The sequence below is a fragment of the Phormidesmis priestleyi ULC007 genome (genome assembly GCF_001895925.1).
Lineage (GTDB): Bacteria > Cyanobacteriota > Cyanobacteriia > Leptolyngbyales > Leptolyngbyaceae > Phormidesmis_A > Phormidesmis_A priestleyi_A.
In genome coordinates this window covers 1-26115 of record NZ_MPPI01000025.1, presented here as the reverse complement: position 1 = coordinate 26115, position 26115 = coordinate 1, and the positions used below count along the sequence as shown (strand labels likewise).

The window sequence follows — 26115 nt, the reverse complement described above, 5'->3', positions numbered from 1 at the left end:
GCACGATAACAACGATTTCTCAGATTATCTATAAAAACTGGACAATATTCTGTGAATTTAGCCGATTTTGAGAATTATGAGTCATTTTTCTGAGTTATGGGTCATTTAATCGCGATCGTCAGTCATAAATCTTACTTGAAGTAGATCAGTAGATTTAGACCCGGAATCGTGCGGGAAAGTGTCCACAGCAGCAAGGCGATGTAGAGCGTCCCCAGACTCCACTGATACCAAACCAGCCCGGTGACTAGGTTGGGTAGGTGCTGATCTCGGAGCCGAATATCGTTAAAGCCAAAGCGCAAAAAATTATTAAAACTGAAGTCGAAATAGTTGAGCCAACTCCAATGACGATCCCACAAGATGGGCAGATAGCGATCGCGAAACATCGGTTCTCGTGGAATGATCGGCAACCGTCCAATCAAAATTCGTAACTGGCGGAGGGTGCCTTCTTCAACAAAATAACTGGCATCTAAAAGTGGGTGGTAGCGACCCTGACGAAACAGCAGCCCGATCAAAATTAGCGGAATCGGCACCATCACGATCGCCAAACATGCCAAGGTCATCCAGGGTCGATCACCGTTGCGAAACACTGCCACTAGCCCACCCAGATTGAGAACGGTGGCGAAACTGCTCACCCAGGCAAATTCTCCCCAAGTTGGCAGAATCGGTTTAGGGTAGCGTCTGCGCCAGCGATCAACTCCCCAAAACAAAATACTGAAATAAGCGATCGTCACCAGTCCTACGCCAAAGATCAGCCAAAAACTCGTGCCGTTGCGGCTCAACAAGAGCAATAGACTCAGCGCCACCCAATTAAACGCGAGGCTCAAGCGATCGAGCACGTTCAGAACTGGAGACAACGGCTCGACGGCGATCACGCGATCGCGGACTCTAATATACGTTTCTAAATCAACAGCAGTAACCGTGAGCAACTCAGTCGGATTGCGAAACGGTTGTTTGGCTCGACGCTGCCCGATCGCGTTTGCTTGAGTTTGATTAAAGCCAATTCTGCTTAACTGAGGAATCGTGGCAGTGTTTAAATTGGTGCCAAATAGCCGTTGCAGCAGTTGTTGCGATCGCAATCGCTGGGCGGTGTAATCGATTTGATTTGCGTCAGCAATTTGTTCGAGTCGCCGAAAGTTTCGCACTAATTCACGCAGCAGATTTTCATTGCCCTGCAACGTCGGCACCGAAATCACCTTGCCGATCTGCCCAGGGTCGCCCAAAATCTTGGCTTTGTCAGAGTCAAATCGTAACCCCGCCACATTGAGATAAGCGCCCTTTGAGAAAGAGCAATAGCTAAAATCGGCTCGATCGAGAATCGTGGCTCCGCGTAGGTTAACGGCTCGATTAAATCGAGCGTCTCGAAAGACGGCAGATTTATCAAACGTGGCATCGGTGAGAAAAAACAACTGATTGAAGGTGTCTTTTGTAAACAGCGTTTGTTCCCGCCATCGCGTTTGAGCAAAATCGGCATTGCCCTGCCACTGCACCCGCGTAAAGTTTGCCGATTGATAAAAGGTTGCCTGATTAAAGTTCGCGGTCGCCTGAAACTCGCTGCTCTGAAAGCTGACTTCACCGCGAAACTGCGTCTGATTAAATTCTGCTTTGCCAAAAAAGATGTTGTTGCGAAACAGCGCTTCTCGCCCAAAGTTGGCACTCGTAAAGCTCACAGGCAAACTAAACCGAGTCTGTGACCAATCTGCGCCCGACGGGAACTGTGCCCCTTGTGCCTCCATGCGGTTGAGAAAAAACGTGTTGGTGAAGTCTGCAAATCCAGTAATGCGAGTTTGCACAAGTTTAATCGGCCCGCGAAACACCGTGATTTGGGCAGAAGGCGCTTGTGATGATTCTTTAGACGTGATCAGCAGCGATTGAGACAGCGTACTCAGACGAGAGAGCCGCCGCCGATCGCGCTGCAATTGGGCTTTTTCGTTGGGCGTAAAAATCGGAGACAGCGATTCTCCATAGAGTGGCGCACGCAATCCTAGTCTTGCGATCGCTAAGTCTCCCTCAATCAGCGAATAGCTCAGATCCAGTCCTAGCGGCAATCCTGGACGTTGTAACTGAGCTTGAACCAGACTATAAAACTGATCGCGAAAGTCTGCATTTTCGGGGCGCAGGTCGATCGTGGTGCGCCGCAAATCGAGAATTCGAGTCCCTTCACGGGGCACGGGCGATCGCAGCCGTTCTTGCAAAAGCTCCAGGGTTAGAGGAATTCGTTCGGGTTGAGCGATCGCAGCTTGAGCAGCGTGAGGAAAAACGGCAATGCTGATGATTAAACCGATAAGAACCGCTAGTCTCCTCACGCCTGACCCCTCGCATTATTCCGTCCGCAGCTATTGCTCAGAGCCACCATGATTAATGTCTCCACAACAATCTTCAGTTCACCGCTACAAACTATGATCTGTCAAGTTCTTGAAGTTGTTTTTCGGTGTCTTGCCGCTTTTTGGGATCTTGAGTCAGTTCCAGGGTTCTCTTGAAGTCAGCGATCGCTTGAGCTTTACTGCCTTGCTTTCTGTAAGCCATTCCTCGGTGATAGTAGGCATAGTCAGCATCAGGTTTTAGTTTGAGGGCTTGATTATAGTCTGTGATCGCTCGACCATAGTTCCCTTTCCTGGCGTAAGCAAAGCCCCGGCTATCGTAAATAGTGGCTTCATTCGGACTGAGTTTGAGTGCTTGGTTAATATCAGCGAGGGCGCGATCGAAGTTGCCCTTCTCGGCATAGGCAAACCCACGATTATTGTAGGCCCCGGCCTCGTCAGGTTTTAGTTTGATTGCCTGGTCGTAATCAGCAATTGCGCGATCGAAGTCGCCTTTGCGCTTATAGCTGACACCACGACTGTTGTAGGCTTTGGCGTAGCCAGGTTTTAGTTTGAGCGCCCGGTTATAGTCTGCAATGGCGCGATCGTAATCGCCTTTTTTGGCATAGGTAAGCCCGCGATCGTGGTAGATTTCAGCGTCGTTAGGCTGGAGTTTGAGTGCCTGGTCATAGTTGAGAAGAGCGCGATCGTAATCACTGATATCGGAGTAAATTTCACCACGCATGGTGTGTAACAGGGCTGAACTAGGCTGAAGTTTAATCGCTTGGTTGAGGTCAGCTAGGGCGCGATCGGAGTCGCCTTTGCCGATGTAATAAACGCTTGCCCGCTTCAGATAGGCGAGGGCAAGATCGGGCTGAACTTTGAGGGTCTGGTTGAGGTCGGACAAGGCATAGTCGTAGTTTTTCTGACTAAAGTAGACTGATGCACGATTGAAATAGGCAAAGGCGCGATCGGGTTGGAGTTTGATCGCTTGATCTAAAGCTTCAAGGGCGCGATCGAAGTCGTTCTTAGCATAGTAAGCAGTGCCAAGATTGTTGTAAACGAGGTAATCGCTGACTTCAGAGAGGGCAAAATTGACGACAGAAACCCCGGAATCGTTCAGCTTCAAAGTGCCAAGCTGACTGCCATCTGCATGGATAGAGTCTGAAGCATGATCAGCAGCGGGAAGCAATTTAAGTGTCTGATTAAAGTCAGCGATCGCTCGATCATAATCGCCTGTTGTGAGGTAAATTAGACCCCGGTTGTCGTAAGCTAGAGCCATATCAGGCTTCAGTTTAATTGCCAGATTTGCATCGGCTAGGGCACGGTTGTAGTCGCCCTTGGCAACGTAGACGATGACTCGAATTGCGTGAGCCTCAGCAAAGTTAGGCTGGCGTTTAATCGCTTGGTTGAGGTCAGCCAGGGCGCGATCGGAGTCCCCTTTTAGCAAATAAGCAGACCCCCGGTAAAAATAAACCAGGCTTTGGTTTAAGCTTGATGAGGATGCTGTTTTTTGGCTCAGTGCATCGCTGAAGCGGGCGATCGCTCCCTCCCAATCCCCGGCCGCACGACGAGCCATTCCCAAAGTAAACAGGCTCAGGTAGCTCATCTCGTTGGAGAGACGAGTCTGGAGAGTGAAACTTTTTAGATCGGCGATCGCAGCTTGCTGAATATTCCCCTTGGCAGTCTGCCCCAGTTCGGGCAAATCTTTGGGTGAGCGCAGCACTTCAAAATTCACACTCAGAGGCACCACTTCACCGGGGTTGCGATACCAACCCCAAATGACGATCGTGGCTTTGCGTTTCTCCCCTACAGTCCGGGCAATTTTACTGCCTTCCTGTTCAGTAATCGACTTATTTAAGGCTTCAACTTTAACGTCAGCATAATTTTTTGTAGCTTGGCGCAGTTGATTGATCACTTTCTCAGTCACGCCATAGGTTTTAGGGTCGGGCCCGTCAAATTCGGCAACCAGAACAATAATGTCTTTGGCAGGGAGACTCTGAAAATATTGCCAGCCTACAACGCCAGAGAAACTGAGGATCGGAATTAGAATCAGTCCAGCAACGGCTGATCGACGAACCCGTTTTCGCTGCCGTTCTTTTTTTGCCTGTGCTTTCACGTGCTCATCTGATAATGGCTCAAATGCCGATCGCCCCCGATCTTGCTTTTCGGGTTTCCAGAATCGGGCGTAGTACAGGCAAATGCCTAACAGGAGCAGAACGCCGATCGCTAGGGAAATCAGGGTGACTAGTCCGGCATCTTTATCAACAAACAGTTTGACAAAACCATAGACACCAGAAATCAATGAGATGCCTGCCAAGATAGGAGCACTGATCTGATTTAGGAATGTCCACAGGCTATTGCTGCTAGAGTCATTGCGATCGTTCATGCGTGCATTTCTGCCCCACCTTGCGTGACTAGTCAATGTTGATGAAGTACTAACTGCACTTTACCCAGCTTGATTGAATGGATCCAGGTAGCGATCGTGCAAATTCCATCGTGTGCAACGAATTTCCTTGTGATACCATATGAGACTGCACACCCACAATCAATAACGGAAAGACTTCATCTCATGGCTCTGCTGCAACAGCGTAAACAAGAAATTATCACCGACTATCAAATTCACGAAACCGACACCGGGTCGTCAGACGTGCAAGTTGCGATGCTGACCGATCGCATCAATAAACTTAGCCTTCACTTGAGAACCAACAAAAAAGACCACGCTTCTCGGACGGGCTTGCTAAAAATGATCGGTCAACGCAAGCGCTTACTGGCTTATATCAATAAGAATAGCCAAGAGCGTTACCGTGCCCTGATTACTCGTCTTGGCATTCGGGGTTAAGGAGTATTTTAGCCGATGTCTTCTGATCCTAAAGACTCTAAACTGCCCGATCGCTTGCCCTTTGAGCCTACCCAAAAGAAAAAATCGGCAAAGATCGATAGCAATCCTGTGCTAGAGAAGGGAAACAAAAAGCCCAAGCGCGAAAAGCCGCCCAGTATTTCTAAGTCCTCTAAAATCGAGAAAGAAGAGCAGCCCAACGATCGCAAAGCCGCTAAGAAGAGCCAGCGATCGGCGAGAGGTTCAGGCACCATTCCCGAAGTGGTCAGCAAGCGCATGGCACGTCGTATGGCGTTTTTCTGCGGTCTTCCCAGCGCCTTGGGGATGTTGACCTTTATCGTCAGCTATTTTCTTTTAGTCAAAGCTGGAATCAAACTGCCCAACGTGGCGGTTGTGTTGGTGAGCATGGGCTTTCTAGGGTTGGGCGTGTTGGGGCTATCTTATGGCTTAATCTCTGCGTCTTGGGATGAAGAGAGAGTCGGCACCCGCGTCGGCTTAGAAGAATTTAATCTCAACTTCAAGCGGTTAACTGGTGCTTGGAAGTCGGCACGACAAAAGAAAGAATTGAGCGAGTAGTCACATTGTGCAGGGGCTGGTAGATGGATGGTTTGGTGCCCATCTACCAACCGTTTTTTGGGCCTGAATCGAATAGTTTCTTAATAGCTTTATTAGGGCGGGCGATCGCACAATAGAAGACACTGCCCATCTACAACACAGCAGAGGTTCTCACATGATTGTGGTTATGAAAGTCGGCACCCCGGAAGTCGAACTGACCCGTGTCACCGACGAACTGGCGACGTGGGGATTGTCCCCCGAAAAGATTATTGGCAAACATAAGGTCGTTCTGGGTCTGGTTGGAGACACGGTTGACCTAGACCCCTTACAACTTCAAGAAATTAGCCCCTGGGTTGAGCAAGTTTTGCGAGTAGAGCAACCCTTCAAGCGTGCCAGTCGCCAATATCGCCAGGGTGAAGCCAGCAGTGTTGCCGTCCCGACCCCTAACGGAACGGTCTACTTTGGTGAACACCATCCTTTAGTGGTGGTCGCGGGGCCCTGTTCGGTTGAAAACGAAGACATGATTGTCGAGACGGCTCAACGTGTCAAAGCGGCAGGCGCGCAATTTTTGAGAGGCGGCGCTTTTAAGCCTCGCACCTCGCCCTACGCCTTTCAGGGTCATGGCGAGAGCGCTTTAAATCTGCTGGCTGCCGCACGAGAGGCAACCGGATTGGGAATCATCACCGAATTGATGGATGCGGCTGACCTAAAGCCTTTGGCAGAGGTGGCAGATGTGATCCAAATCGGTGCCCGCAATATGCAAAACTTTTCTCTGTTGAAGAAAGTGGGCGCTCAAGATAAGCCAGTTTTGCTGAAGCGAGGCATGGCAGCCACGATCGAAGACTGGCTGATGGCGGCTGAATATGTTTTAGCAGCCGGAAACCCCAACGTGATTCTTTGCGAACGGGGAATTCGCACCTTCGATCGTGACTATGCACGCAATACACTCGATCTCGCCGCAATCCCAGTCTTGCGCTCGCTGACTCACCTGCCGATTATGATCGATCCCAGTCATGGTACGGGTCGGGCAGAATATGTACCAGCGATGGCAATGGCCGCGATCGCCGCAGGCACCGACTCGCTGATGATCGAAGTCCATCCCAATCCTAAAAAAGCGCTCTCTGACGGGCCACAATCTTTAACGCCCGATCGCTTTGACCAATTAATGCAAGAACTCGCGATCATCGGCAAACCCTTGGGGCGTTGGCAACCCGCCGCCGCGATCGCGTAGGTTGAGTTTTGAACGAATGACTCAAAACTCAACCCTCATCAATCTGGTTGAGGGTTTTAATCTGTTGTTCTACAATTTGTAAGATTTGAGTTAGGTTAGCTTGGTCAGGAGGGAGTTGAGCACTGGCGTGAGTCCGATCGTGAATCTCGCGCATCTTCTGTTGCAAACCTTGGGCAATGTTGAGCGCGTCGCGGCTTAAGTTGGCAATCTGCCGCTGCTGATAAAATTTGAGAGCGGCTCCTCGCAAAATCTGCAAGGTTGCTTCTTCACCATGAGCACTCGGCATCACGCGCAGACGCAGCAGTACCCGATTTTGATCACAAAGCCGCTCAACCTCAACCTGCTTTGGCTGCTGCACCGGAGTCCGTGGCAAGTGGGTAAGTTGCTTTAACTCATCAATGACAGCCTGAAAACTAAACAGAGGCAAATCACTTAGCACCGATCGCAAAACTCCGTTTTGACTCCACAGAATTTGTCCTGTGGTGGAGCGGCGCTCAAGATAGAGTCGCCCAATTCCATCGCTGACAATTCGTCCCAGCAGTTCTTGCAAGAGTTGGGCAGGCGGTAAGGCAGCTAAATGATCTGAAGGGCTGTTTAAATAATTGGTACTAACTTCCAACGTGGGCAAAGCGTTTCCAGGAATGGGAGATTTGGAGTGCTGAAGCAGCTCTGAAACTAAGACAACTGTAGCGGGTGAGAGAAGATTTGGGGAATCATCAATCTCATCGGGGCTGTCTATTAAAAATGTTGCTTTTGCCTCTTGAGTAGCTTGTGCGGAGTCGCCTCTAGAGAAAAAATCAAGATCTGAAATCTCGCAGGAACTTTGATTTGAGATTAGACTGGTTTCTTCTAGCAAGTCAACATTCTCAGCCTCTCCAGGTTCTTGAGCAAGAACGGAATCGTCTAAGGAAGGAACCACAAGCCCTTGATTGACCCCATGATTGAGATAGGCAGAAAGAGTGGCGTAGTGAACGTCTGAACTAATGGTTTGAGGCGCTAGCGAATAGTTCATAAACGTCAGAATTTGCCGCACGTAGTCGAGGGCAGCGGCATCTTCTAAAGTCACCATGCCAAGCTGAAGACACTGGTCTTTGAGCGACAAGGGCAAAATTTGATGATAGAGACAGGCTTCAAACGGCAAGATGCGATCGACAAGTTGAAAAATTTGATGGGTATCCACTGTTGCGACTCGTTCCAGTTGAGCAGGAAAACTTGGGAGGTCTAGAAAGCAGGTTGTCTGTGTTTCAGGTGGGTGGGTATCGCGAAGCTCTAAAAGGTCGCGCGGTGGATGCATCATAAAAGATGGATTTTCTGAAGTGTCCATTGTATAAAATCGTTCTGGTTCTCCGATTCTCCGGAAAACGTGACAAATTTTACATAGAGCTACGGAAACCTTTAAGCTGAATCATCCTAGAACAGCGCCATTTCTTATTTGGGCACATGACTCTTATTAATCTATTATTCAGAATTATTCTAATCTTGCTACCTGATTTCCACCTATTTCTACAGGACTTACGCATTTTGCCAAAACCTCGGAGGTTTAAGCCACTCTGTCGGTCACGATGCTTGATTCTTGGTTAAACCTCCGGGGTTTGCGTAAGTCCTACTCTAATGAATTCTTGAATCAAGTGAATTCTTGAATCAAGTCAGCAGAGTTTAGACTACAGTCCAGATTATTTTTATCTGTGCTCAAGAGACTATCGCGATCGTCGCACGACTTCTTGACTGATGGCACTCAGGTTTTTCCCCAAAGAATCTTTGAACAAATTATAAAAAATGTCTTTTGGGGTTCCAGGCTTGGGCTGTGCGTTTACGACATGAGTGATCAGCACCTGATCTGCTTTTGCCCCAGAAAAAGGCGCTACAGGTTCCACAGTCCAATAACCTTGCAGCTTTTGCAAGTCGCCATCCACTTGCTGAAAATCAATCCGAGTCTTAGCCGTCTCTGTAATTGAAGAACGAATGCGCGATCGCACGTTGATCAGAAAGACCTGCCGAGCATCGACTTGCTCAATCACCTTACGGTTGCCGTTTGACTCTAGTACTTTACTAGACACTACATTGGGTAAGAACTTTGAGAGACTGCCATAGTCAGTTAAGACGTTCCAAGCGGCATCTTGAGAACTTTTGACTAATATCTTAGCGACGTAGTTTCCTTTCTCTCCGGTCACTAAGGTTTGACCGCTCCTCAACGCTGTGCGATCGCTGGCTGACAAGCGATCAACTGGGCTGTTAAAGAGCTGAGCAGAACCTGGAACGGCGGATGAGGTCACTGTTACAAGCGTCAAACATCCTGTTAGGAAATATAAAGGTAAACGGGACAACATCAGGAATCTCCTATTCAGGATAGAGGTCAAGTTTGAACTAATATTTTATTACGCTCAGGTTTAATCAAAAATAGCAATGTGCCATTCGGCACGGGTGATTCGTATTAGTCAAAAATAATATCCACTTCTGATAGCGGCGCGTGCTTTTTAAGTTGCAAAAAATGTAACCAACACCACGATCGCGCTTGAACAATGACACAGTAAAAGCATCAACCACAACACTGATGTAAATAGCTCTCAGTGAGGAGTTATCTAAATGATTAAGATGATGAATTCAGCCGGAAATCCTGCTTTTACTTGGAACCGAGTCAAGCTACTTCCGATCGCTTTAGGATTGATGAGTCTATCTCTAGCCAGCCCTGCGTTGGCACAAGAAAAAGTGTTAAGAACGCTTACAGTCACGGGTCGTGGGGTCGAAGAGATTGCGACGACCGTCACTCAAGTGCGATTAGGAGTTGAGGCTCAAGGCAAAACGGCTAACGAGGTTCAGGGGGAGGTTGCGCGGCGCTCAAATGCTGTAGTGACGCTGCTCAAATCTCGCAATGTCGAAAAGCTTGAAACCACTGGCATTAACCTCAACCCGGTCTACAGTTACAACAACAACCGTCAAAAGCTTGAGGGCTATGGCGCGTCAAATACCGTGAGTTTCCGAGTCCCAACTGAGAAGGCAGGCACGTTGTTAGATGATGCAGTCAAAGCAGGAGCCAGTCGAATCGATGGCGTGAGTTTTGTGGCATCTGATGAGGCGATCGCCGCTGCCCAAAAAGTTGCTCTGCGTGAAGCAACTCAGGACGCACAAAGTCAAGCAGACGCAGTTTTTAGTGCCCTCAATTTGACTCGCAAAGAGGTTGTCAGCATCCAGATTAACGGTGCGTCTGCCCCAATTCCTTTGATGGCAGATATGGAGAGGTTTAAGGTAGCCGCCGCTCAAGCCCCAACTCCTGTCATTGGAGGCGAACAGCGGGTCGAGGGATCAGTGACCTTGCAGATCAGCTATTAACAGCACAAGACAAGATCTCCGACTTCTTTGAGCAGTCGGAGATCTATCTTCAATTAAAAGTCATCTGCATATCCTGAAGATTCTGCACTTCCGCCTTCAGAATCACGCTTTGACCCTAAAAGTTGCAGTCGATCGACCAACACCACTGGCGAGGTTCGATCAACTCCCGTGTTTCGATCTTTCCAGCTATCAAACTTTAAGGAGCCTTTTACCCCAATCAAGCTGCCTTTGCGGACGTAGTTAGCCGCGACATCGGCTTGCTTGCCCCACAGTTCTAGATTGAACCAGTCAGGCTGGTCATTATTCTTAGATTGACGATTGACCGCTAGAGTGAGCCGACACTTAACGCTGCCTGACTCAAAATATTTCACGTCTGGGTCACCGCCCACTCGCCCAACCAGGGTTACTACATTAAGACTCATGCTTCTTTGCTCACGCTTTAAGTGTCTTTATCCTAAAGGAAGATTCTCCCTTTAGCCCGGTTAATGTATTGATGATCAATACACTTGTACTTAAGTCTAACTTTAAAATGCTGACGATCGGGTCAACTTTCCAAGGGTCTTTATCAACAGGACTTATGCATTTTGACTAAAACCTCGGAGGTTCAAGCCAATATGGTGGTCACGATGCTTGATTCTTGGTTAAAACCTCCGAGGTTTACGTAAGTCCTAATTAACAATGATTCAGGCAAACAAAATCTTATCTACCTTTTGAATCAGTCCTTATTTGTAATTAAAAGAACATCAAATTTAATCAGTGTTTTACCTCTATGATGAGATCAGTTTGAATCTAAGCTTCTAAGCGATCGCGCTTCCATGAAAAAGACTTTTTATTGATGATTTCATGCAACCTGACTAGACTCAGGATAGAAACTGTAATAAAATCCACATCGATAACTGTTGGTGCTTGATTGCACCTCACTCGATCGTACTCATCGCGTTAATCTGAGGCATAGAAACCAGTGGGTCTTTTCAGTCGCTTCTCCTTATCCCGGGACATGGGTATAGACCTGGGCACCGCCAACACTCTAGTCTACGTGTCAGGTAAAGGCATCGTTTTACAAGAGCCTTCCGTCGTCGCGATGGATCAAAATGAAAGAATTCCCTTGGCGGTCGGCGAAGACGCAAAAAGAATGCTGGGACGAACTCCTGGAAACGTCGTCGCCCTTCGCCCCTTGCGTGATGGCGTAATCGCCGACTTTGACACCGCAGAGTTGATGTTAAAGCACTTCATCACACGGGTGCATGAAGGAAAAACCCTAGTTTCTCCTCGCGTTGTGATTGGCATCCCCAGCGGCGTGACCGGGGTAGAACGTCGCGCCGTCATGGAAGCTGCTTCTCAGGCTGGGGCCCGAGAAGTTTACTTGATTGATGAGCCTGTGGCGGCTGCGATCGGAGCCGGGTTACCCGTCGCCGAACCAACCGGAAACATGATCATCGATATCGGCGGCGGAACCACCGAAGTTGCCGTCCTCAGTTTGCAAGGCACTGTCCTCAGTGAGTCGGTACGAGTTGCCGGAGACGAACTGAGTGAGTCGATCATTCACTACATGAAAAAAGTTCACAACCTGGTGGTTGGCGAACGAACCGCCGAAGAGATTAAGATCTCCATTGGGTCTGCTTACCCTACCCAAGATGATGAAGCGACGATGGAAGTGCGCGGGCTGCACCTGCTGTCGGGACTGCCTAGAACCGTCACAATTAAGGGCCCTGAGATTCGCGAGAGCATGTCAGAGCCTCTGTCTGTGATTGTCGATGCTGTCAAGCGGACTCTAGAGCGCACACCGCCTGAGTTAGCGGCAGATATTATCGATCGCGGCATCATGTTAGCAGGTGGCGGTGCGCTACTCAAAGGCATCGATACGCTGATCAGTCATGAAACAGGAATTGTGGTTCACGTGGCTGCTGACCCGTTAAGCTGTGTCGTTTTAGGAACCGGACGAGTCTTAGAAAACTTCAAGCAGCTAGAGCGTGTCTTTAGCACTCGCCCGTCTCGCTAAACAGGTTTTTCGCAGTTTATTTCCTGATATTAAGAAATAAATTGCGAAAAGTGATTCTAATGCTGGAACCGAGCCGTATACTTTTGTGAAGTTGTCCAGCCAACATACGAGGTTGAATGTACGCACTGCAACGCTGGTGGGAACGCTACGGAATTCAGTCTGTCTTGGTCGGTGTGGCACTAGGGACGGCTCTCTTTGTTCGCCAGACTCAGGGAGGTGTGCTCCTAGAAACTTACCAGTTGCTCACGCGTCCATTTCACGGCAAACCGACTCAACAAGACCGATTAATAAATGCTCAAACGCAAGAACTTCAGCAGCGTTTAATTGAGCTAGAGAGTCGTAATCAACGTCTGGAAGAACTCCTGGGATTCGTTTCAGCTAAAAAGGTTAAAGGAGTCACAGCTCCAGTGATTGGTCGCAGCGCTGATCACTGGTGGCAACAGGTGATTTTGGGACGAGGCAGTCAGGATGGCATTCGCGTCGGGTCAATCGTGCTCAGTCCTGGTGGGTTAGTGGGTCGTGTCAGCAGTGTTACGTCTGATGCAAGCCAAGTGCTTTTGTTGAGTGATCCTAGTAGTCGGGTGGGCGTGACGATTAGCCGCAGTCGCTATATGGGATTTATGCGGGGCAAGTCAGCCAACCGAGCCGTTATGGAGTTTTTTGAGAAAGTCCCGGATGTGCGTCGGGGCGATGTGGTGTCTACGTCGCCGTTTAGCCAATTGTTTCCGGCAGGCATTCCGATCGGGCGCATTGAGTCAGTTGATCTCAACAAAAGTCCGGCACCTGAAGCCATAATCGAGTTATCTGCTCCGATTAACTATTTAGAGTGGGCAACGGTTTATCCCAATTCTGCTAATTTGGGCGACCCTCAACTGACTGCCCCTTCTGCCCCGATTCCTGCTTCAGCGCCTTCTCCAGAAGCAACCCCATGAAGACTTCGGCTTTGGATGATTTGTTCGATCGTCACCCTATTTCGCGCCCTTTCGTGAGCTGGGGCGTGACTGTGATCTCGGTGCTTTTATGTCTGATGGTTTTGCCAACGCGCTTACCTGGCATGGAATTAGCGGGCATTGGCCCAAACTGGCTATTGATTTGGGTGGTTGCCTGGAGCGTTAAGCGGACGATGTTTCAAGGTGCGATGGCAGGGTTGATTTTGGGTTTGTTGCAGGATGGGATGACCTCTCCGTTTCCGACTCATGCAGTTAGTTTGGTGCTGGTTGGGGTTTTGACGGCTCGACTGCAAAAGCAGCGCTACATTGAAGAAGACTTTATCTCAGTGGCGCTGATTGTGTTTGGGATGGCGGTGTTAGCCGAGACGGTGACGGCAATCCAATTCAGCCTGCAAGGGGGGCGATCGCTAGTCGAAATCTGGACTTATCACCAGTTTATTGCTCTCAGTTCTGCAATTCTCAGCAGTTTGTGGGCACCGATCGTTTACTTTCCGCTCAATCGCTGGTGGGAGCGCATGGGACTCGTAGACTCGGTGTAGGTAGGACTACTCAGGCGGTTTATCGTGTCGCTCTAACGCAAATTGGATGAGTTGATCCACGAGGTTTGAGAAGGGAATGCCACTGGCTGCCCAGAGTTGCGGATACATACTGGTGGCGGTGAATCCTGGAAAGGTATTGATTTCATTGATGAAGATTTCTCCCGTCGATTCAACGTAGAAGAAATCGATGCGTCCGATCCCGGCACCATCGATCGCCACAAAGGCCCGAATCGCCATCTCCTGGATTTGAGTCGTAACTGCCTCTGGTAGCTTTGCCGGAATTTCCAGTCCTGCTTGCCCTGCGGTGTATTTGGTGTCGTAATCGTAAAAGTCGCTTTCAAAGGTGATTTCACCAATCACTGAAGCTTTAGGGTTGTCATTGCCTAAAACAGCGCATTCAATTTCTCTCGCGACTACTCCGGCTTCGACAATGATGCGACGATCGTAACTGGCTGCATTATCCAACGCGGCTTCTAATTGGGCACGGTTTCGCACTTTAGAAATTCCGACAGATGATCCTAAATTCGCGGGTTTAACAAAGCAGGGATATCCCAACTCCGATTCGATGTGATCTCCAAGCTTGGGGAAGACGCAGGGATTTGAGTAGACTTGCGATCGTGTGACTGCCAAATATTTCACCTGCGGCAAACCCGCCTGAGCATAAGCCGTTTTCATTGCAATCTTATCCATACCGACTGCCGATGCCAGCACGCCTGAACCCACAAATGGCACCTGCATCAGCTTGAAAAGCCCTTGCACCGTCCCGTCTTCACCGTTGGGCCCGTGCAAAATCGGAAACCATACCTCAACTTCGGCGGCTTGGAGCGGAAACTGCCAGCGCGTTTGATTGGGGTTTATAGTCGCGATCGCCGTTCCTGACTCTAAAACCTGTTGAGCAAGGTCGCCCGCTTGCCAATAGCCATCTTTTTGGATGTAGAACGGCAACACGTCATATTTATCAGCATTAAAGTCAGTTTTGAGCGCTTGCGCGATCGCCCTTGCCGAAGAAATCGACACCTCATGCTCTCCTGAACATCCGCCAAACAACAGCCCGACTTTTAATTTGGTCATGAGGTTTTTCCCGCGATGAAACACCGATTTTAGATTTAAGCTATTTTGCCTCTAATCGGCTGTTTGCGAAAGTCAAAAACCTCTTTCATTTCGCCTATGCTGATTTCTGCTCACTTCCTTACAATGAGGAAAGAGTCCCTCTGCTGCATTGCCTTATGCCTCAACAACCTGCCCGTATTTGTATCCTTGGTGGCGGCTTTGGTGGTCTTTATACCGCGTTGCGATTGAGCCAACTGCCCTGGACGAAGGCAGAAAAACCAGAAATCGTGCTGGTCGATCAACGCGATCGTTTCGTCTTTGCGCCGTTGCTTTATGAGTTAGTCACGGGCGAGCTGCAAAGCTGGGAAGTTGCGCCGCCCTATGCAGAGTTGCTCGAAAACACAGGAATTCGCTTCTGTCAAAAAGAAGTTGCCAATATCGATATTGGGTCTAAGCAGGTACAGCTTCAAGACGGTGAAGCCTTGACCTACGATCGGCTTGTCTTAGCAATGGGTGGAGAAACTCCGCTCGATTTAGTGCCCGGAGCGGCAGACTATGCCTTGCCTTTTCGGACGATCGGTGATGCGTATCGACTCGAAGAACAACTGCGGCAGTTAGAAGCATCAGACCGCGACAAAATTAGGATTGCGATCGTAGGTGCAGGCTATAGCGGGGTTGAATTAGCGTGTAAGTTGGCAGATCGGTTGGGCGATCGAGTGCGACTGCGATTGGTTGAGCAGACTGACCAAATTCTGCGTTCTTCCCCTGCACCTAATCGCGAAGCGGCTGACAAAGCGCTGCAATCGCGGAGCGTTTGGTTAGATTTAGAGACGACCGTAGACGCGATCGCCGCAGACACGATTTCTTTGAGCTACAAAGGCTCGACTGACACGATTCCGGTTGATTTAGTGCTCTGGACAGTTGGCACTCGCATTAATGAGGTGGTGAAAAACCTACCGCTCAAGCAAAACCAACGCGGGCAGTTGTTGACAACACCAACTCTGCAAGTGATTGACTCTCCGGAAGTGTTTGCGTTAGGAGATTTAGCAGACTGCAAAGATGCCGACGGTCAGCAGGTTCCTCCGACGGCTCAAGCGGCATTTCAACAATCTGATTATGTCGGTTGGAATGTTTGGGCATCGCTGACAAATCGCCCGCTCTTGCCGTTCCGCTATCAATATCTGGGCGAGATGATGACGCTGGGTGAAAACAACGCAACCTTGACGGGAATGGGCATTCAACTAGACGGGACGGTTGCCCATATCATCCGGCGACTCGCTTACTTAAATCGGATGCCCACCCTAAAACATCAGATTCGAGTTGGGCTAAATTGGGTGACAAAGCCGATCGCGGATGCCCTGGCAGGCAGTCACGATCGTTGACATTTCAATTTAAGTTCTCCTGCATTCATCACCCTGACATGCAAAATTTTTTATGAATCGTCCCCAACTAATTTTTTTCGATGCCGTTGGGACGTTGTTTGGTGTGCGTGGTAGCGTTGGCGAAGTCTATGGTGAAATTGCTCGTCGTCATGGCGTTTATGTTTCGATCGCTGCATTAAATAAAGCATTCTATCAATGCTTCAAAGCAGCAAGTTCTCCGGCATTTCCAGGACATTCTTTAAGTGAAATTCCAAATTTAGAGTTTCATTGGTGGAACGCGATCGTTGAGCAAACCTTTGCCCAACTTGGCGTACTGCATGAGTTTTCTGATTTCTCCGCATTTTTTGCAGAACTCTATAATCATTTTGCCACGGCAGAACCCTGGGTTCTATATGCGGATGTGCTACCAACCTTAAAGGGATTGCGCGATCGTCACATCACAATGGGCATTTTATCTAATTTTGATTCTCGTCTCTACGCGGTTCTCAAGGCGTTGGATTTAACGGATTTCTTCAGTTCTGTAACTCTCTCGACCGAAGTCGGAGCCGCAAAACCAAACCCGCAAATTTTCGCCCACGCGATCGCCAAACACAATCATCCGATTGAACAAATCTGGCACGTTGGCGACAGTTTTGAAGAAGACTTTGAAGCTGCCCAAACCGCAGGATTAAGAGCAATCTGGCTCGATCGCCGATAGATACTGAAGAGGATTGGACATTCCGGTCTAATATAGTACCCAAGTACCAAAAACACCTTTTCATTATGCCGATTAAGCCGTCTCAAATTTTGAGTTTGCTGCAAGAAAAGCGCGATGATTTCATGAGCTATGATAAAACCGCTTTGCAAGAGCTTCAGCAATATAGAGCGGCGTTGGCGAAGATGTCACAGCAGTCATCAGCGGTTCTGCTTGAGATGCTGAAAGGCATGAAAGACTGTGGAGCCTTGCCTCTAGAGCCGTTGGGCAAATATTCTGATTGGATCATTCCATCTCAGCTAACCTGGCCAAGTCGAGAACAGAGTTTGGAATGGGTGCGCGATCATCTCACCGGAATTTCAACATTTGCGGTCGATGGCTCTCAGATTTATCCCAGCAAAGATATTTCGGTGCCCATTGCACTAGTGCAAATCGGTTGGTACGAAAACTTTCATTTGCCGTCTGGTGTTTACGAGAAAGACATTGATTTAGATGTGATGACTCCCAATGATCTGCGCGTCGGACGGGGGGATATCGCCGATCGTAAAGTTAATCTCCGCCGTTTTGAGATGGAGACAGATCGCCTGATTCAATATATGGAAGAGCGATCGGGCTGTGAAACGTGTCTCGCCTTTTTTGATGGCTCGTTGGTGGTCACATTTGCAGAAGCATTCGACGAAGAGACGCGCAACTTCTACGTCAAATGTATGTGCAAACTTCTTCAAGCAAGTGAGCATTATCAAGTACCTTTGGTGGGTTATATTGACACATCTACGGCTCACGATTTAACTGAAATGCTGCGTCGTCTGGGCAATCTGCCTGAGACAAAATCGATTCACGATGCCCAGCTCCTCAACCGCACCCAAAATCATTGGATGGAATGGGGCGATCGTACCCCTCTATTTCTCTGTCAGCGATCTGGAATCTTGGATCACTATGGCGATCAGGGCGACAAAATCGCATTCGCTTATCTCAAGACGAATAAAGATAGTTATCCGGTGCGGTTAGAGATGCCAGTCTGGGTTTATGAAGCAGGCTGGCACGATCGCATCATTGATTGGGTACGGGCTGAGGTCGTGATTGGAAGTGGCTATCCCTATGTGATCGAAACGGCGGATCAAGTTGCCGTGTTGAAGAATGACGATCGCCAAGTTTTTTACCGATTGCTGCAAGATTGGGCAGACCAGGAAGACTTAAAGCTACGTCTATCGCGCAAGATGGTTAGTAAAGTTCGTCGGCGATAGGCATGGTATTCATCGTAAGGGGCGCGACATTTATTGGGTAGTAGGGGCACGGCATGCCGTGCCCCTACTTGCGTTTTTCCAGGTTTCTCGCTAGAATCTTGCTTAACTAAATACGATATTCCGACTGACAAGCTGTAGATTAAAAGAGGCAAAAGATAACGATGCAAGCATTCATAAACGAAGATACACGATCGACTCAAAAGCGCATTCGCATCCGCATTCCCAAGCACTATCATCAAGAACCCGTCATTTCTCGCCTCATCTCTGACTATTCGCTCACGGTGAATATCACAGCCGCTATTCTGGGTGCAAACGCTAATGGCGACGGTTGGTTTGACCTCAATCTCCAAGGAAGTCAAGCTCAAATAGAGAATGCGCTCACCTATCTTGCTGAGTTAGATTTAGAAGTCTGGAACGAGTCTGAAACCGATGGTTGGTGAAGGGATTTAGAGTCTGATGTTCAAACAAAAAGGTCTCGATCGGGATGACCACGATCGAGACCTTTTTAATTAATCGTCTAATTCACTAGCTCAACCGACCCGTCAGAGAAGATGGAGACAGATCAGACCAGGATTGCTTCACTAGGTCAGCATCCGCCTGAACGCTACCGAGATAGTTACCCGCAGGCAGCGATGGGAAGCGCTTATAAGGCACCACATCTTCGCCAAAGAAACGAGCATATTCAGCGCTATCCACCATTGCTTCAACCGCCGCCTTCAGACCATTATCCGCCAACAGCTTGTTATATTGGCGAATCTCAGCCTGAGTTGCCGGAGCGCGACCCAATAAGTGACGGAACAAGAACTCAATCACCTTGGTGTTGGGATAAGGCGTGTAGAAGCGACGACGATAGATCTCCGAGCTTGCCAGCGTCTTGACGAACTCGCGAACCGAGATTTCACCGTTGCGAAGCTTACTCTCTAAGTCCGATCGTCGGAATTGGCTAGGAGTCTGACCGCTAAACACGTCCATCACCTGAACGTAGATTGCATTCAGCACCAACTCAGTTTCACCTTGACCCATGCCAGGGTTCATGCGGAAGATCCGAGCAGGTTTGCGGCGAGTCGTGCCAACGCCCACTTCGACCGATTGACCGCCTCCATTTGAGAACGATCGACCCAGTTCGATGAATAGAGGCCGGCTCTTATCCATCTGAAGCGCTTCGGCAGCTTGATCAGCGATCGCTTTGCCCGTCAACGGCAGTTTGCTGGCATCCATTCGCGGCTTCACGGTTGTGAAGCTAGGATTCTCTACTTTGCTGTCCTGTTTGGTCAGCTTGTTATAGAGCGTTTGGCTATTGGGGAAGTTTGCCGCTGGGAGGGTTAAGAATCGGTTGTAAGGAACCGTGTCTTCACCAAACGCCTGAGCATATTCCATGCTGTTGACCATCGCCCCAACGAAAGCCTTAATCCCTTGGGTTGCCAAAATCTGGTTATATTTGCGGATTTCAGCTTGGTCTAGCGGGGCGCGCCCTAAGAAGTGCTTGGTGCCTAACTCAATCACTTTCGTGTTGGGGTAGGGTGCGTAGAACTCCTTGAGGTAAAGACTCGAAATGCCTAAGCCTTCGATGAACTCTTTGAGGTTGATTTCGCCGTTGCCAAGTTTGCTCTCCAATTCGGTGAACTCGTTTTTGACCACGTAAGGAGCGATATCGCGCTCAAAGATTTGGCGGTAAGCAGCGCCTGCAATCACTTTGAGGTTCGATTTGTCTGACAAATTCGTGAGTTTGAAGACCTTGGTTTGTTCGCGCTTCTTGCTAACGCCTTGATTGACGCGGAACTGAACATCGGGTTCTGTCCGTATGCCTTCAACGGCACCCAGTTCGACAAAGCGAGGAGTTTCTTCGAGAATGACTTTGGGCATTCCTTTATCGGCGATCGAACCCACGCGGCTTGTCCGCAGTGAAAGACCTGCTGGGGTTAGATAGCGCTCATAAGGAACGGTGTCTTCACCAAAGGTTTCACTATATTCAACGGTGTCTAAAATCGCATCGATGACGGCATAAAAGCCTTTCTTAGCCGCGAGATCGAAGTATTTGTTGGTTTCTTGACGACCGTAAGTCGGGCGACCCAACAGACGACGGTGAATATACTCGATCGACTTCATGACATACAGCGAAGTCCAATACAGTGAGCGGAACAGGTTTGACTTAGCAAGGCGACGCACAAACTCCCGAATCGTGATTTCACCATTCTCTAGCTTGATTTCGTCAAACTTCAGGCGTTGACCGTCATAGACAGCCCGCCCAAAGACTTGTAAGTAGGCAGCCCGAATCACGGCTTGCGTGGAGCTTTCTGAAAACTTGACGCTCACGCCTTTGTTGTTGACAGAGCGCTTGCCATAAGTGTTAGAGAACCCTGGCAACTGATCGAGCTTGAAGATTTTGGGTCCGAGTGTGCCAGGGGCGATGCCTCTTGCACCAGGGTTGCTGAGTTGGTTGTTGATGCCTGCGCCACGATTGATCAAAATCCGGCGGGTGTTTTTGCCGAAAGGCGCGGGACTGCTGCTAGGGTTGCGCGTTTCTTTCGGAAAGATGGCACCGAATTGGATCTCTAACGGGTCGTTGCCAGAACCGTAAACGTGTTGGTCAGGTAGCGGCTGATCGTAGGCAGCAAACGTCGTGAGGAACTGAGGAATCTTGCGGAAGGGTGCGCTGTAGTTGAACAGATCTTGTTGCGGACCCCAGTTGCGACATTCTTGCGCTTCTTGACCTAGACCCCGTAGATAAGGAACGGTTTCTTCCCCGAAGTAATCGGAATACTCATCTGAATCAACCAGAGCATCCACTAGGGCAGCTAGACCGCCGCTAGAGACGATCGAGAAGTATTTCTGCACTTCTTCTCGGCTGCTCGGCCCGCGACCCAAAATGTGACGGAATGCCAACTCTAGAGCGCGGCTGTTAATGTAGGGGTCGAAGAAATTTTTGCGGTAGAGCGGAGACTTCGCCAAGCGACGAATAAACTCCTTCATGGAGATTTCGCCGTTTTTGACTTTAGACTCTAAATCAGAAACAGACAGCGAGTAAGCACGGGTGATATCGCGCTCAAACACTTGACGATAGGCGGCTTTGACAATCTCATTCTTCTCAGAAGAAGATAGCCCTGGCTTCATCGCATATTTGGGGCGACGCTCAGAGGCATTGAAATAAATCTGAGGAAGCTGCAAACCTTGCAGATCATTAGAGGGACGCTGACGCACCTTGGCTGAAGGAGTCGGAGCTTTAAACTCTGTAATCAGGACATCGAAGTATTGAGACACAATCTCGATCGCTTCGGCATCGTTGCGAAAGTAGTTAGAGGCAGCGGTCTTCATCTCTAGCAATGCCACGATCGTGGCTTCACCCGAACAGGCGTTCTCGATGATTTCGCGCAAACCCCGGACGTTGACCGAGATGATGTTGGGATCGCCTGCCACGATCGCGTAGGTGACATATCGCAAGAACCAACTCAAGTCCCGCAGCGATTTCGCCATGTTGCCCGGACCGTAACGGGCAACGTTAATAGGTCGGAAATTTGCAGGAATTGGATTGTTTCCGGGAGTCAAGAAGAAGGCGCGAACTCCATCTAGGAAACCGCCATTGCCACCACTGGCATAGGTTGCCGTGCCCAGTTTCATGGCTTCTGGGGTATCTACCGTGGTGCCAGCCATGCTCATGACAGGCGCTTCCGCAGGCTTTTCTAAGAACGCCATTGGCGAACCGCCTACAAAAATGCGATTTGCCGCACGGGACACAATTAGCTCTGAGTTGCGGGTTAATAACTCAGCAATTTCTAGGCGTTTGGCACCCGAACTGAAATAGCGAGCCAACTCGTCTAGCTCACCCCGACCGGGAAACCGATCTTGCTGTTCAGCTTGCGAAATAGTCGCAACAGGGACTGTTTGGTATAGTTGCGGGCGTGCAACCGAGCTTCCACCACTTGCCTTAACACTCATTGGATTTCTAAAGCTCCCATTTACGGATCGTTACTGTGTTAAATCTGACCAGAGTGTCACCTGTCACCGTCAATCAGCCTCGTTACTTCTAGAACATAGATTCTAGTGAAGTAATGAACCACATGAATACAACGCTATCCAGGGTCAACTACGCTTAACTTTTAGATTAAAACGTTTCGGGTTCAAACATCGAATTATTAAAAAGTGTGTAGAACCAATTTGTCAGGTCTGTTAAACATAATAAAAGTAAGAGGGAAATTATCTGAGAACAAATAGAAGTTTTGTAACAAAACATCAGAATTCAGGGTCAGAAGTCAGTCTCTCATTTCTAAAACTAGGAGCGATTTAAAGCCATGAGAAAGATAACCAAACGGCTATTAGGCAAGCATCAAGGGTTTCATGTCTGTCCAATCTGCTGCATTTTGCCGCCGTATATGACCGATCACATTATTCTTAGCGGCAATCAAACTCAGCGGGAGTGGGCATTAGAAACGCTGCGATCGTCCGAGCAATTTCGAGGACGACGGGAGGCGATCGGCAGCACTCGGTTTATGTCCCCTGCTGGAACAAAGCGCCGCACGATTTTCGATGCCAAAAATGGAACCGATTTGCCAGGAACCCTAGTGCGCGGGGAGGGCGACCCACCCACTGGCAATATTGCGGCTGACGAAGCCTATGACGGGTCAGGAGCGACCTACGATTTTTATTACGAAGTGTTTCAACGCAACTCGATCGATGGGTTTGGGATGCGGCTCGATTCGACCGTTCACTTCGATCGTAATTATGACAACGCCTTTTGGAACGGCAGTCAGATGGTTTACGGCGATGGAGATGGTGAGATCTTCGATCGCTTCACTAAATCAATCGACGTAATCGGGCATGAGTTGACTCATGGAGTGACTCAAAGCGAAGCCGCGCTGATCTATAGAGGACAACCTGGCGCACTCAATGAATCTTTCTCTGATGTTTTTGGTTCGTTGATCAAGCAAAAAACGCTGAACCAAACCGCCGAGCAAGCAGACTGGCTAATTGGGCAAGGGCTGTTTACTTCTAAGATCAGTGGGGTCGCTCTACGATCGATGAAAGCCCCCGGAACTGCGTATGACGATCGCGTTTTGGGCAAAGATCCTCAGCCTGCGGTTCTCAAAAATTTATATACTGGCACTGCGGATAATGGAGGGGTTCACATCAATTCGGGCATTCCAAATCGAGCTTTTTATCTAGCAGCGATCGAAATTGGAGGCTACGCTTGGGAGAAAGCTGGAAAAATCTGGTATGTGGCATTAACCGAACGTCTGAGCCGCAGAGCAACGTTCAAAACGGCTGCTAACGCTACGACGACGATCGCAGCAGAACTCTACGGCAAAAACGGCAAAGAACACGTTGCCTTACAAAATGCTTGGAAAACGGTTGGAGTCATCTAGAGGGTAAAGGGTGGATGAAGCGCAAAAAGTTCTGAGTTCACCCTCTTCCTGCCTTTAGCGATCCATTCACCTTTCACCCTTTAACCTCTATGAAAGTCACTTTTGAGCGTAGCGGCGGTTTTGCCGGAATCGTCATGACTACAACAGTTGACACAGAGACATTGCCGACGGCTGAAGGTGGGCATCTTCGTCGACTAATGCAGGCAACAGACTTTTTTCATCTACCTGCCACGATCTCATCGCCTAATTCTCAGCCCGATCGCTTTCAATACAAAGTCACTGCTGAAGATAATGGTCAACATCACACCGTCCAAGTCAGCGAGTCGGCAGTACCCAATCAGTTGCGACCTCTCTTAAATTGGCTTACAGAGATGGCTCGAAGTCAATAAGAGATTATTTACTTTTAAAACTCCCCAGGCAAGATTCGAACTTGCGACCAATCGATTAACAGTCGATCGCTCTACCACTGAGCTACTGAGGAACGTTGCTCGTTGCGAATCTCATAATAGCGATAAACGCGATCTTTTGACAAGCTTTTTGCAAACTTATTTCTGATCTTCGCCAAATCGCAGACGGGCTAACCGTTCTTGGGCGATCGGGTCGAGAGAATTAAACAAAAACCGACCAGACGATTTTTTAACGTCTTTCTGTTTACGCTGAACTCGACGGGTCGCAAAATCGACATCATTGGCTAATTGTTGGGCTGACATCCATTCTGCCCCATAGCCTATCACTGTAAGTTGCTGCGCTCGATCGGAGGTTGCCACAATCAACCGTTGATGAAATTTGCGAATGTCGTGTCGAAAGTCAGCGCACGATCGCTCTATATAAGTGTCTGCGGTCTGCCCAAAATCAGTGTAGTGAACCAATAGATTAGGCGTGACCACTTCGCGATTAGCGAGACTGTCGCGATATTGAGCGTCAAAGACAACCTGAGTGTCAAACCCCTGAAAGGCACTGTAGCCTGTGAGTGCTGCAATCAATTGGCGACGCGCTTCTTCAAGCCCTTCGCAGTCACGCACCTGTTTTAAGTCATGCCAAGCTCCGACTATATTGTAGCCGTCCACCAATAACACAGCTTGTGGCACGGAAGGGGGCATGGGCTTGGAGTGGATAGGATAGACGGACGCTGACCGTGGCTTCTCACTCCTTAATATTGGCATCTCCGATCGAGGTTTGTATACAAAAATTTGCACAAAAGTTGGGGATGAACCAAAAAATTCATCCTCGTAGTCGCGCAAGTCAGCGATCGATTAATTTAGCCGAACGTCGTAAGCCCCGCGCTGTATTGCTTGCAATCAGCGTCGGGTAGGCGATGACGGAGGATATGTCACTCAGTCGGTTCTTCAGTCTGCATCAAACGTTGTCGCAATCGCTTAGGGTCTCCCTGGTCAACGACTCGCCCTTTTTCTAGCAGAAAAGCACCATCACAATAATCCAACTCATCCAATCGGTGAGTCACCCACAGAGCAGTCATACCCCGGTCTTTCACTAGTTTTTTAACTTGAGCTACTAGTTCTAATTGACTGTCGGGGTCGAGCAAGGCAGTCGGTTCGTCTAAGAGCAAAATCTCGCAGTGACGGGCGACGGCTCCGGCGATCGCGACTCGCTGCTTCTGTCCTCCACTGAGGGCATAAATCGGTCGTCGTTGCAGCGCTAATAAATTGACGGCTGCCAGAGACTCTTCTACTCGCTGGCGCACTTCTAAAATCGACAGCTTTTCTTGAACTAACCCAAACGCAACATCTGCGCCCACCGTTGGCATTACAAGCTGATGATCAGGGTTTTGAAACACAAAACCTATAGGCGACGAAATCTCTATGTCTCCTGAGTCAGGTGTTAACAGCCCTGCTAGTAGCCTTAATAAAGTAGATTTACCGCTGCCGTTCGTGCCTAAAAGCATCCAAAACTCTCCTATAGGCACTTCTAAAGAGCAGGCCTTTAAAACGCTTCTATCTTCAGACCAGCTAAAGCAGAGATCTTGAATACGAATGGCAGCAGTAGATCCAGAAGTCATGGAGACCCTTACTCAGCCATTGAGAAGAAACCAGGCGCTCTGCCAGACGCAGATGCACTAGATTTCTCATAAATCTGCACCGCAGCAATGCCATCGCTAAGCAGGGCAAGTTTTTTATCGGTTTGACGATCGCAGGTCAGCTCTAAAACTTGGCTACCGCCAGCACGCATTGCTTCTGTGATCTCTTTATAAGTCGTTTCCGCATCTTCTGCGGTCTTGCGCTGCACCGAAAGGGGAACAGGAGTAGTCTTCAACGTCAATTCGATAATGAACATAAGAGAGTGCTTTACGGATAACCAAGATCTAGTATCGCAAATATCTACTCCGATCGGGTGTTCATCCTTCTCTCATTAAGAAGTGTGAAGAAATTTTAAGCTTTATAGACGAGAGGCTAGAACTTTTGGAGAACATACCCCTATAATTGGTGAGATAAGTGAAGAAAAGTAAATTCTTCTCACACCAGAGTCAAGCCGGCCAAAGCGACTCTTGACAATGGGCTGAGTACTTTGTCTCTCGTTCTCATAATCTTTGGAGATTTGCGTCATGACCATTGCAGTTGGGCGCGCGCAACCAACCCGAGGCGTATTCGACGCTCTCGATGACTGGTTGAAACGCGATCGCTTCGTCTTTATCG

Annotated in this window: 23 protein-coding genes and 1 tRNA gene; 13 read left to right on the top strand and 11 right to left on the bottom strand. The window is 48.9% G+C overall.

The window, feature by feature from the left end:
• Positions 1-131: 131 nt before the first annotated feature.
• Positions 132-2303: a pentapeptide repeat-containing protein gene (locus BRW63_RS18385; RefSeq protein WP_073072340.1), complete on the bottom strand. Its 2172-nt coding sequence runs from the start codon at positions 2301-2303 to the stop codon at positions 132-134.
• Positions 2304-2394: 91 nt separating this feature from the next.
• A complete protein-coding gene (locus BRW63_RS18380) occupies positions 2395-4686 on the bottom strand; it encodes a tetratricopeptide repeat protein (protein WP_083582961.1) in 2292 nt (763 codons plus the stop codon).
• A 183-nt stretch (positions 4687-4869) separates the two neighbouring features.
• Between BRW63_RS18380 and rpsO the strand changes: the two genes are divergently transcribed.
• From rpsO to aroF, 3 genes are all read left to right on the top strand, one after another.
• On the top strand, positions 4870-5139 hold the full coding sequence (rpsO, locus tag BRW63_RS18375; protein ID WP_073072342.1) for a 30S ribosomal protein S15: 270 nt from the start codon (positions 4870-4872) through the stop codon (positions 5137-5139).
• 15 nt (positions 5140-5154) lie between these two features.
• On the top strand, positions 5155-5712 hold the full coding sequence (locus tag BRW63_RS18370) for a PAM68 family protein (RefSeq protein ID WP_073072344.1): 558 nt from the start codon (positions 5155-5157) through the stop codon (positions 5710-5712).
• A 154-nt stretch (positions 5713-5866) separates the two neighbouring features.
• Complete coding sequence (gene aroF, locus BRW63_RS18365) at positions 5867-6922, top strand: 3-deoxy-7-phosphoheptulonate synthase (protein ID WP_073072350.1); 1056 nt, start codon at positions 5867-5869, stop codon at positions 6920-6922.
• 28 nt (positions 6923-6950) lie between these two features.
• Here the strand turns inward: aroF and BRW63_RS18360 are convergent, their stop codons facing one another.
• Positions 6951-8246, bottom strand: coding sequence for an ATPase, T2SS/T4P/T4SS family (locus BRW63_RS18360; RefSeq protein WP_083582963.1), 1296 nt, complete (start codon positions 8244-8246; stop codon positions 6951-6953).
• A gap of 373 nt (positions 8247-8619) precedes the next feature.
• The gene (locus BRW63_RS18355) at positions 8620-9249 is read right to left on the bottom strand and encodes an SRPBCC family protein (protein WP_073072352.1); all 630 of its coding nucleotides are present in this window, start codon (positions 9247-9249) and stop codon (positions 8620-8622) included.
• A 256-nt stretch (positions 9250-9505) separates the two neighbouring features.
• Here BRW63_RS18355 and BRW63_RS18350 point away from each other — a divergent pair, with 256 nt between their 5' ends.
• On the top strand, positions 9506-10249 hold the full coding sequence (locus BRW63_RS18350; RefSeq protein WP_106254142.1) for an SIMPL domain-containing protein: 744 nt from the start codon (positions 9506-9508) through the stop codon (positions 10247-10249).
• Positions 10250-10302: 53 nt separating this feature from the next.
• Here BRW63_RS18350 and BRW63_RS18345 read toward each other — a convergent pair whose 3' ends face one another.
• Positions 10303-10671 carry a single-stranded DNA-binding protein gene (locus BRW63_RS18345; protein ID WP_073072360.1) on the bottom strand — a complete coding sequence of 123 codons (369 nt, stop codon included), beginning with the start codon at positions 10669-10671 and terminating at the stop codon, positions 10303-10305.
• Between the two features lie 575 nt (positions 10672-11246).
• Between BRW63_RS18345 and BRW63_RS18340 the strand changes: the two genes are divergently transcribed.
• The 3 genes from BRW63_RS18340 (at position 11247) to mreD (ending at position 13737) form a co-directional block, all read left to right on the top strand.
• The gene (locus tag BRW63_RS18340; RefSeq protein ID WP_073072364.1) at positions 11247-12248 is read left to right on the top strand and encodes a rod shape-determining protein; all 1002 of its coding nucleotides are present in this window, start codon (positions 11247-11249) and stop codon (positions 12246-12248) included.
• A gap of 116 nt (positions 12249-12364) precedes the next feature.
• On the top strand, positions 12365-13180 hold the full coding sequence (mreC, locus tag BRW63_RS18335) for a rod shape-determining protein MreC (protein ID WP_073072366.1): 816 nt from the start codon (positions 12365-12367) through the stop codon (positions 13178-13180).
• Entirely contained in the window at positions 13177-13737 is a 561-nt protein-coding gene (mreD, locus tag BRW63_RS18330) for a rod shape-determining protein MreD (protein ID WP_073072368.1), read from the top strand. Before mreC ends, mreD begins: the two co-directional genes overlap by 4 nt.
• 6 nt (positions 13738-13743) lie before the next feature.
• On the opposite strand, the gene BRW63_RS18325 is transcribed toward mreD, so the two are convergent.
• Positions 13744-14808 (bottom strand): D-alanine--D-alanine ligase family protein, encoded by a 1065-nt coding sequence (locus BRW63_RS18325; protein WP_073072370.1) that lies wholly within the window; start codon positions 14806-14808, stop codon positions 13744-13746.
• A gap of 155 nt (positions 14809-14963) precedes the next feature.
• On the opposite strand from BRW63_RS18325, the gene BRW63_RS18320 reads away from it, so the two are divergent.
• The 4 genes from BRW63_RS18320 (at position 14964) to BRW63_RS18305 (ending at position 18547) form a co-directional block, all read left to right on the top strand.
• On the top strand, positions 14964-16169 hold the full coding sequence (locus BRW63_RS18320) for an NAD(P)/FAD-dependent oxidoreductase (RefSeq protein WP_073072371.1): 1206 nt from the start codon (positions 14964-14966) through the stop codon (positions 16167-16169).
• A 52-nt stretch (positions 16170-16221) separates the two neighbouring features.
• Complete coding sequence (locus BRW63_RS18315; RefSeq protein WP_073072373.1) at positions 16222-16866, top strand: HAD-IA family hydrolase; 645 nt, start codon at positions 16222-16224, stop codon at positions 16864-16866.
• A 65-nt stretch (positions 16867-16931) separates the two neighbouring features.
• Positions 16932-18107: a DNA double-strand break repair nuclease NurA gene (locus tag BRW63_RS18310; protein ID WP_073072375.1), complete on the top strand. Its 1176-nt coding sequence runs from the start codon at positions 16932-16934 to the stop codon at positions 18105-18107.
• Positions 18108-18268: 161 nt separating this feature from the next.
• The gene (locus tag BRW63_RS18305; protein WP_073072377.1) at positions 18269-18547 is read left to right on the top strand and encodes an NIL domain-containing protein; all 279 of its coding nucleotides are present in this window, start codon (positions 18269-18271) and stop codon (positions 18545-18547) included.
• Positions 18548-18632: 85 nt separating this feature from the next.
• Here BRW63_RS18305 and BRW63_RS18300 read toward each other — a convergent pair whose 3' ends face one another.
• Complete coding sequence (locus tag BRW63_RS18300; RefSeq protein ID WP_073072379.1) at positions 18633-22040, bottom strand: phycobilisome rod-core linker polypeptide; 3408 nt, start codon at positions 22038-22040, stop codon at positions 18633-18635.
• A gap of 353 nt (positions 22041-22393) precedes the next feature.
• Between BRW63_RS18300 and BRW63_RS18295 the strand changes: the two genes are divergently transcribed.
• Both BRW63_RS18295 and BRW63_RS18290 read left to right on the top strand, forming a co-directional pair.
• Positions 22394-23464 (top strand): M4 family metallopeptidase, encoded by a 1071-nt coding sequence (locus tag BRW63_RS18295; RefSeq protein WP_073072380.1) that lies wholly within the window; start codon positions 22394-22396, stop codon positions 23462-23464.
• Positions 23465-23553: 89 nt separating this feature from the next.
• Positions 23554-23853 (top strand): protealysin inhibitor emfourin, encoded by a 300-nt coding sequence (locus BRW63_RS18290; protein ID WP_073072382.1) that lies wholly within the window; start codon positions 23554-23556, stop codon positions 23851-23853.
• Between the two features lie 20 nt (positions 23854-23873).
• On the opposite strand, the gene BRW63_RS18285 is transcribed toward BRW63_RS18290, so the two are convergent.
• From BRW63_RS18285 to BRW63_RS18270, 4 genes are all read right to left on the bottom strand, one after another.
• Positions 23874-23945 (bottom strand) — tRNA-Asn (locus tag BRW63_RS18285).
• Positions 23946-24009: 64 nt separating this feature from the next.
• Complete coding sequence (locus tag BRW63_RS18280; protein ID WP_073072383.1) at positions 24010-24564, bottom strand: NYN domain-containing protein; 555 nt, start codon at positions 24562-24564, stop codon at positions 24010-24012.
• Between the two features lie 230 nt (positions 24565-24794).
• Entirely contained in the window at positions 24795-25481 is a 687-nt protein-coding gene (locus BRW63_RS18275; protein ID WP_073072385.1) for an energy-coupling factor ABC transporter ATP-binding protein, read from the bottom strand.
• 8 nt (positions 25482-25489) lie between these two features.
• On the bottom strand, positions 25490-25756 hold the full coding sequence (locus BRW63_RS18270; protein WP_073072386.1) for a hypothetical protein: 267 nt from the start codon (positions 25754-25756) through the stop codon (positions 25490-25492).
• Between the last annotated feature and the right edge of the window lie 359 nt (positions 25757-26115).

Bases quoted from the DNA above. Each gene is read 5' to 3' on its own strand.
- BRW63_RS18380 (WP_083582961.1), bottom strand. From the start codon at position 4,686: ATGAACGATCGCAATGACTCTAGCAGCAATAGCCTGTGGACATTCCTA.
- rpsO (WP_073072342.1), top strand. From the start codon at position 4,870: ATGGCTCTGCTGCAACAGCGTAAACAAGAAATTATCACCGACTATCAA.
- BRW63_RS18370 (WP_073072344.1), top strand. From the start codon at position 5,155: ATGTCTTCTGATCCTAAAGACTCTAAACTGCCCGATCGCTTGCCCTTT.
- aroF (WP_073072350.1), top strand. From the start codon at position 5,867: ATGATTGTGGTTATGAAAGTCGGCACCCCGGAAGTCGAACTGACCCGT.
- BRW63_RS18360 (WP_083582963.1), bottom strand. From the start codon at position 8,246: ATGGACACTTCAGAAAATCCATCTTTTATGATGCATCCACCGCGCGAC.
- BRW63_RS18355 (WP_073072352.1), bottom strand. From the start codon at position 9,249: ATGTTGTCCCGTTTACCTTTATATTTCCTAACAGGATGTTTGACGCTT.
- BRW63_RS18350 (WP_106254142.1), top strand. From the start codon at position 9,506: ATGATTAAGATGATGAATTCAGCCGGAAATCCTGCTTTTACTTGGAAC.
- BRW63_RS18345 (WP_073072360.1), bottom strand. From the start codon at position 10,671: ATGAGTCTTAATGTAGTAACCCTGGTTGGGCGAGTGGGCGGTGACCCA.
- BRW63_RS18340 (WP_073072364.1), top strand. From the start codon at position 11,247: ATGGGTATAGACCTGGGCACCGCCAACACTCTAGTCTACGTGTCAGGT.
- mreC (WP_073072366.1), top strand. From the start codon at position 12,365: ATGTACGCACTGCAACGCTGGTGGGAACGCTACGGAATTCAGTCTGTC.
- mreD (WP_073072368.1), top strand. From the start codon at position 13,177: ATGAAGACTTCGGCTTTGGATGATTTGTTCGATCGTCACCCTATTTCG.
- BRW63_RS18325 (WP_073072370.1), bottom strand. From the start codon at position 14,808: ATGACCAAATTAAAAGTCGGGCTGTTGTTTGGCGGATGTTCAGGAGAG.
- BRW63_RS18320 (WP_073072371.1), top strand. From the start codon at position 14,964: ATGCCTCAACAACCTGCCCGTATTTGTATCCTTGGTGGCGGCTTTGGT.
- BRW63_RS18315 (WP_073072373.1), top strand. From the start codon at position 16,222: ATGAATCGTCCCCAACTAATTTTTTTCGATGCCGTTGGGACGTTGTTT.
- BRW63_RS18310 (WP_073072375.1), top strand. From the start codon at position 16,932: ATGCCGATTAAGCCGTCTCAAATTTTGAGTTTGCTGCAAGAAAAGCGC.
- BRW63_RS18305 (WP_073072377.1), top strand. From the start codon at position 18,269: ATGCAAGCATTCATAAACGAAGATACACGATCGACTCAAAAGCGCATT.
- BRW63_RS18300 (WP_073072379.1), bottom strand. From the start codon at position 22,040: ATGAGTGTTAAGGCAAGTGGTGGAAGCTCGGTTGCACGCCCGCAACTA.
- BRW63_RS18295 (WP_073072380.1), top strand. From the start codon at position 22,394: ATGAGAAAGATAACCAAACGGCTATTAGGCAAGCATCAAGGGTTTCAT.
- BRW63_RS18290 (WP_073072382.1), top strand. From the start codon at position 23,554: ATGAAAGTCACTTTTGAGCGTAGCGGCGGTTTTGCCGGAATCGTCATG.
- BRW63_RS18280 (WP_073072383.1), bottom strand. From the start codon at position 24,564: ATGCCCCCTTCCGTGCCACAAGCTGTGTTATTGGTGGACGGCTACAAT.
- BRW63_RS18275 (WP_073072385.1), bottom strand. From the start codon at position 25,481: ATGACTTCTGGATCTACTGCTGCCATTCGTATTCAAGATCTCTGCTTT.
- BRW63_RS18270 (WP_073072386.1), bottom strand. From the start codon at position 25,756: ATGTTCATTATCGAATTGACGTTGAAGACTACTCCTGTTCCCCTTTCG.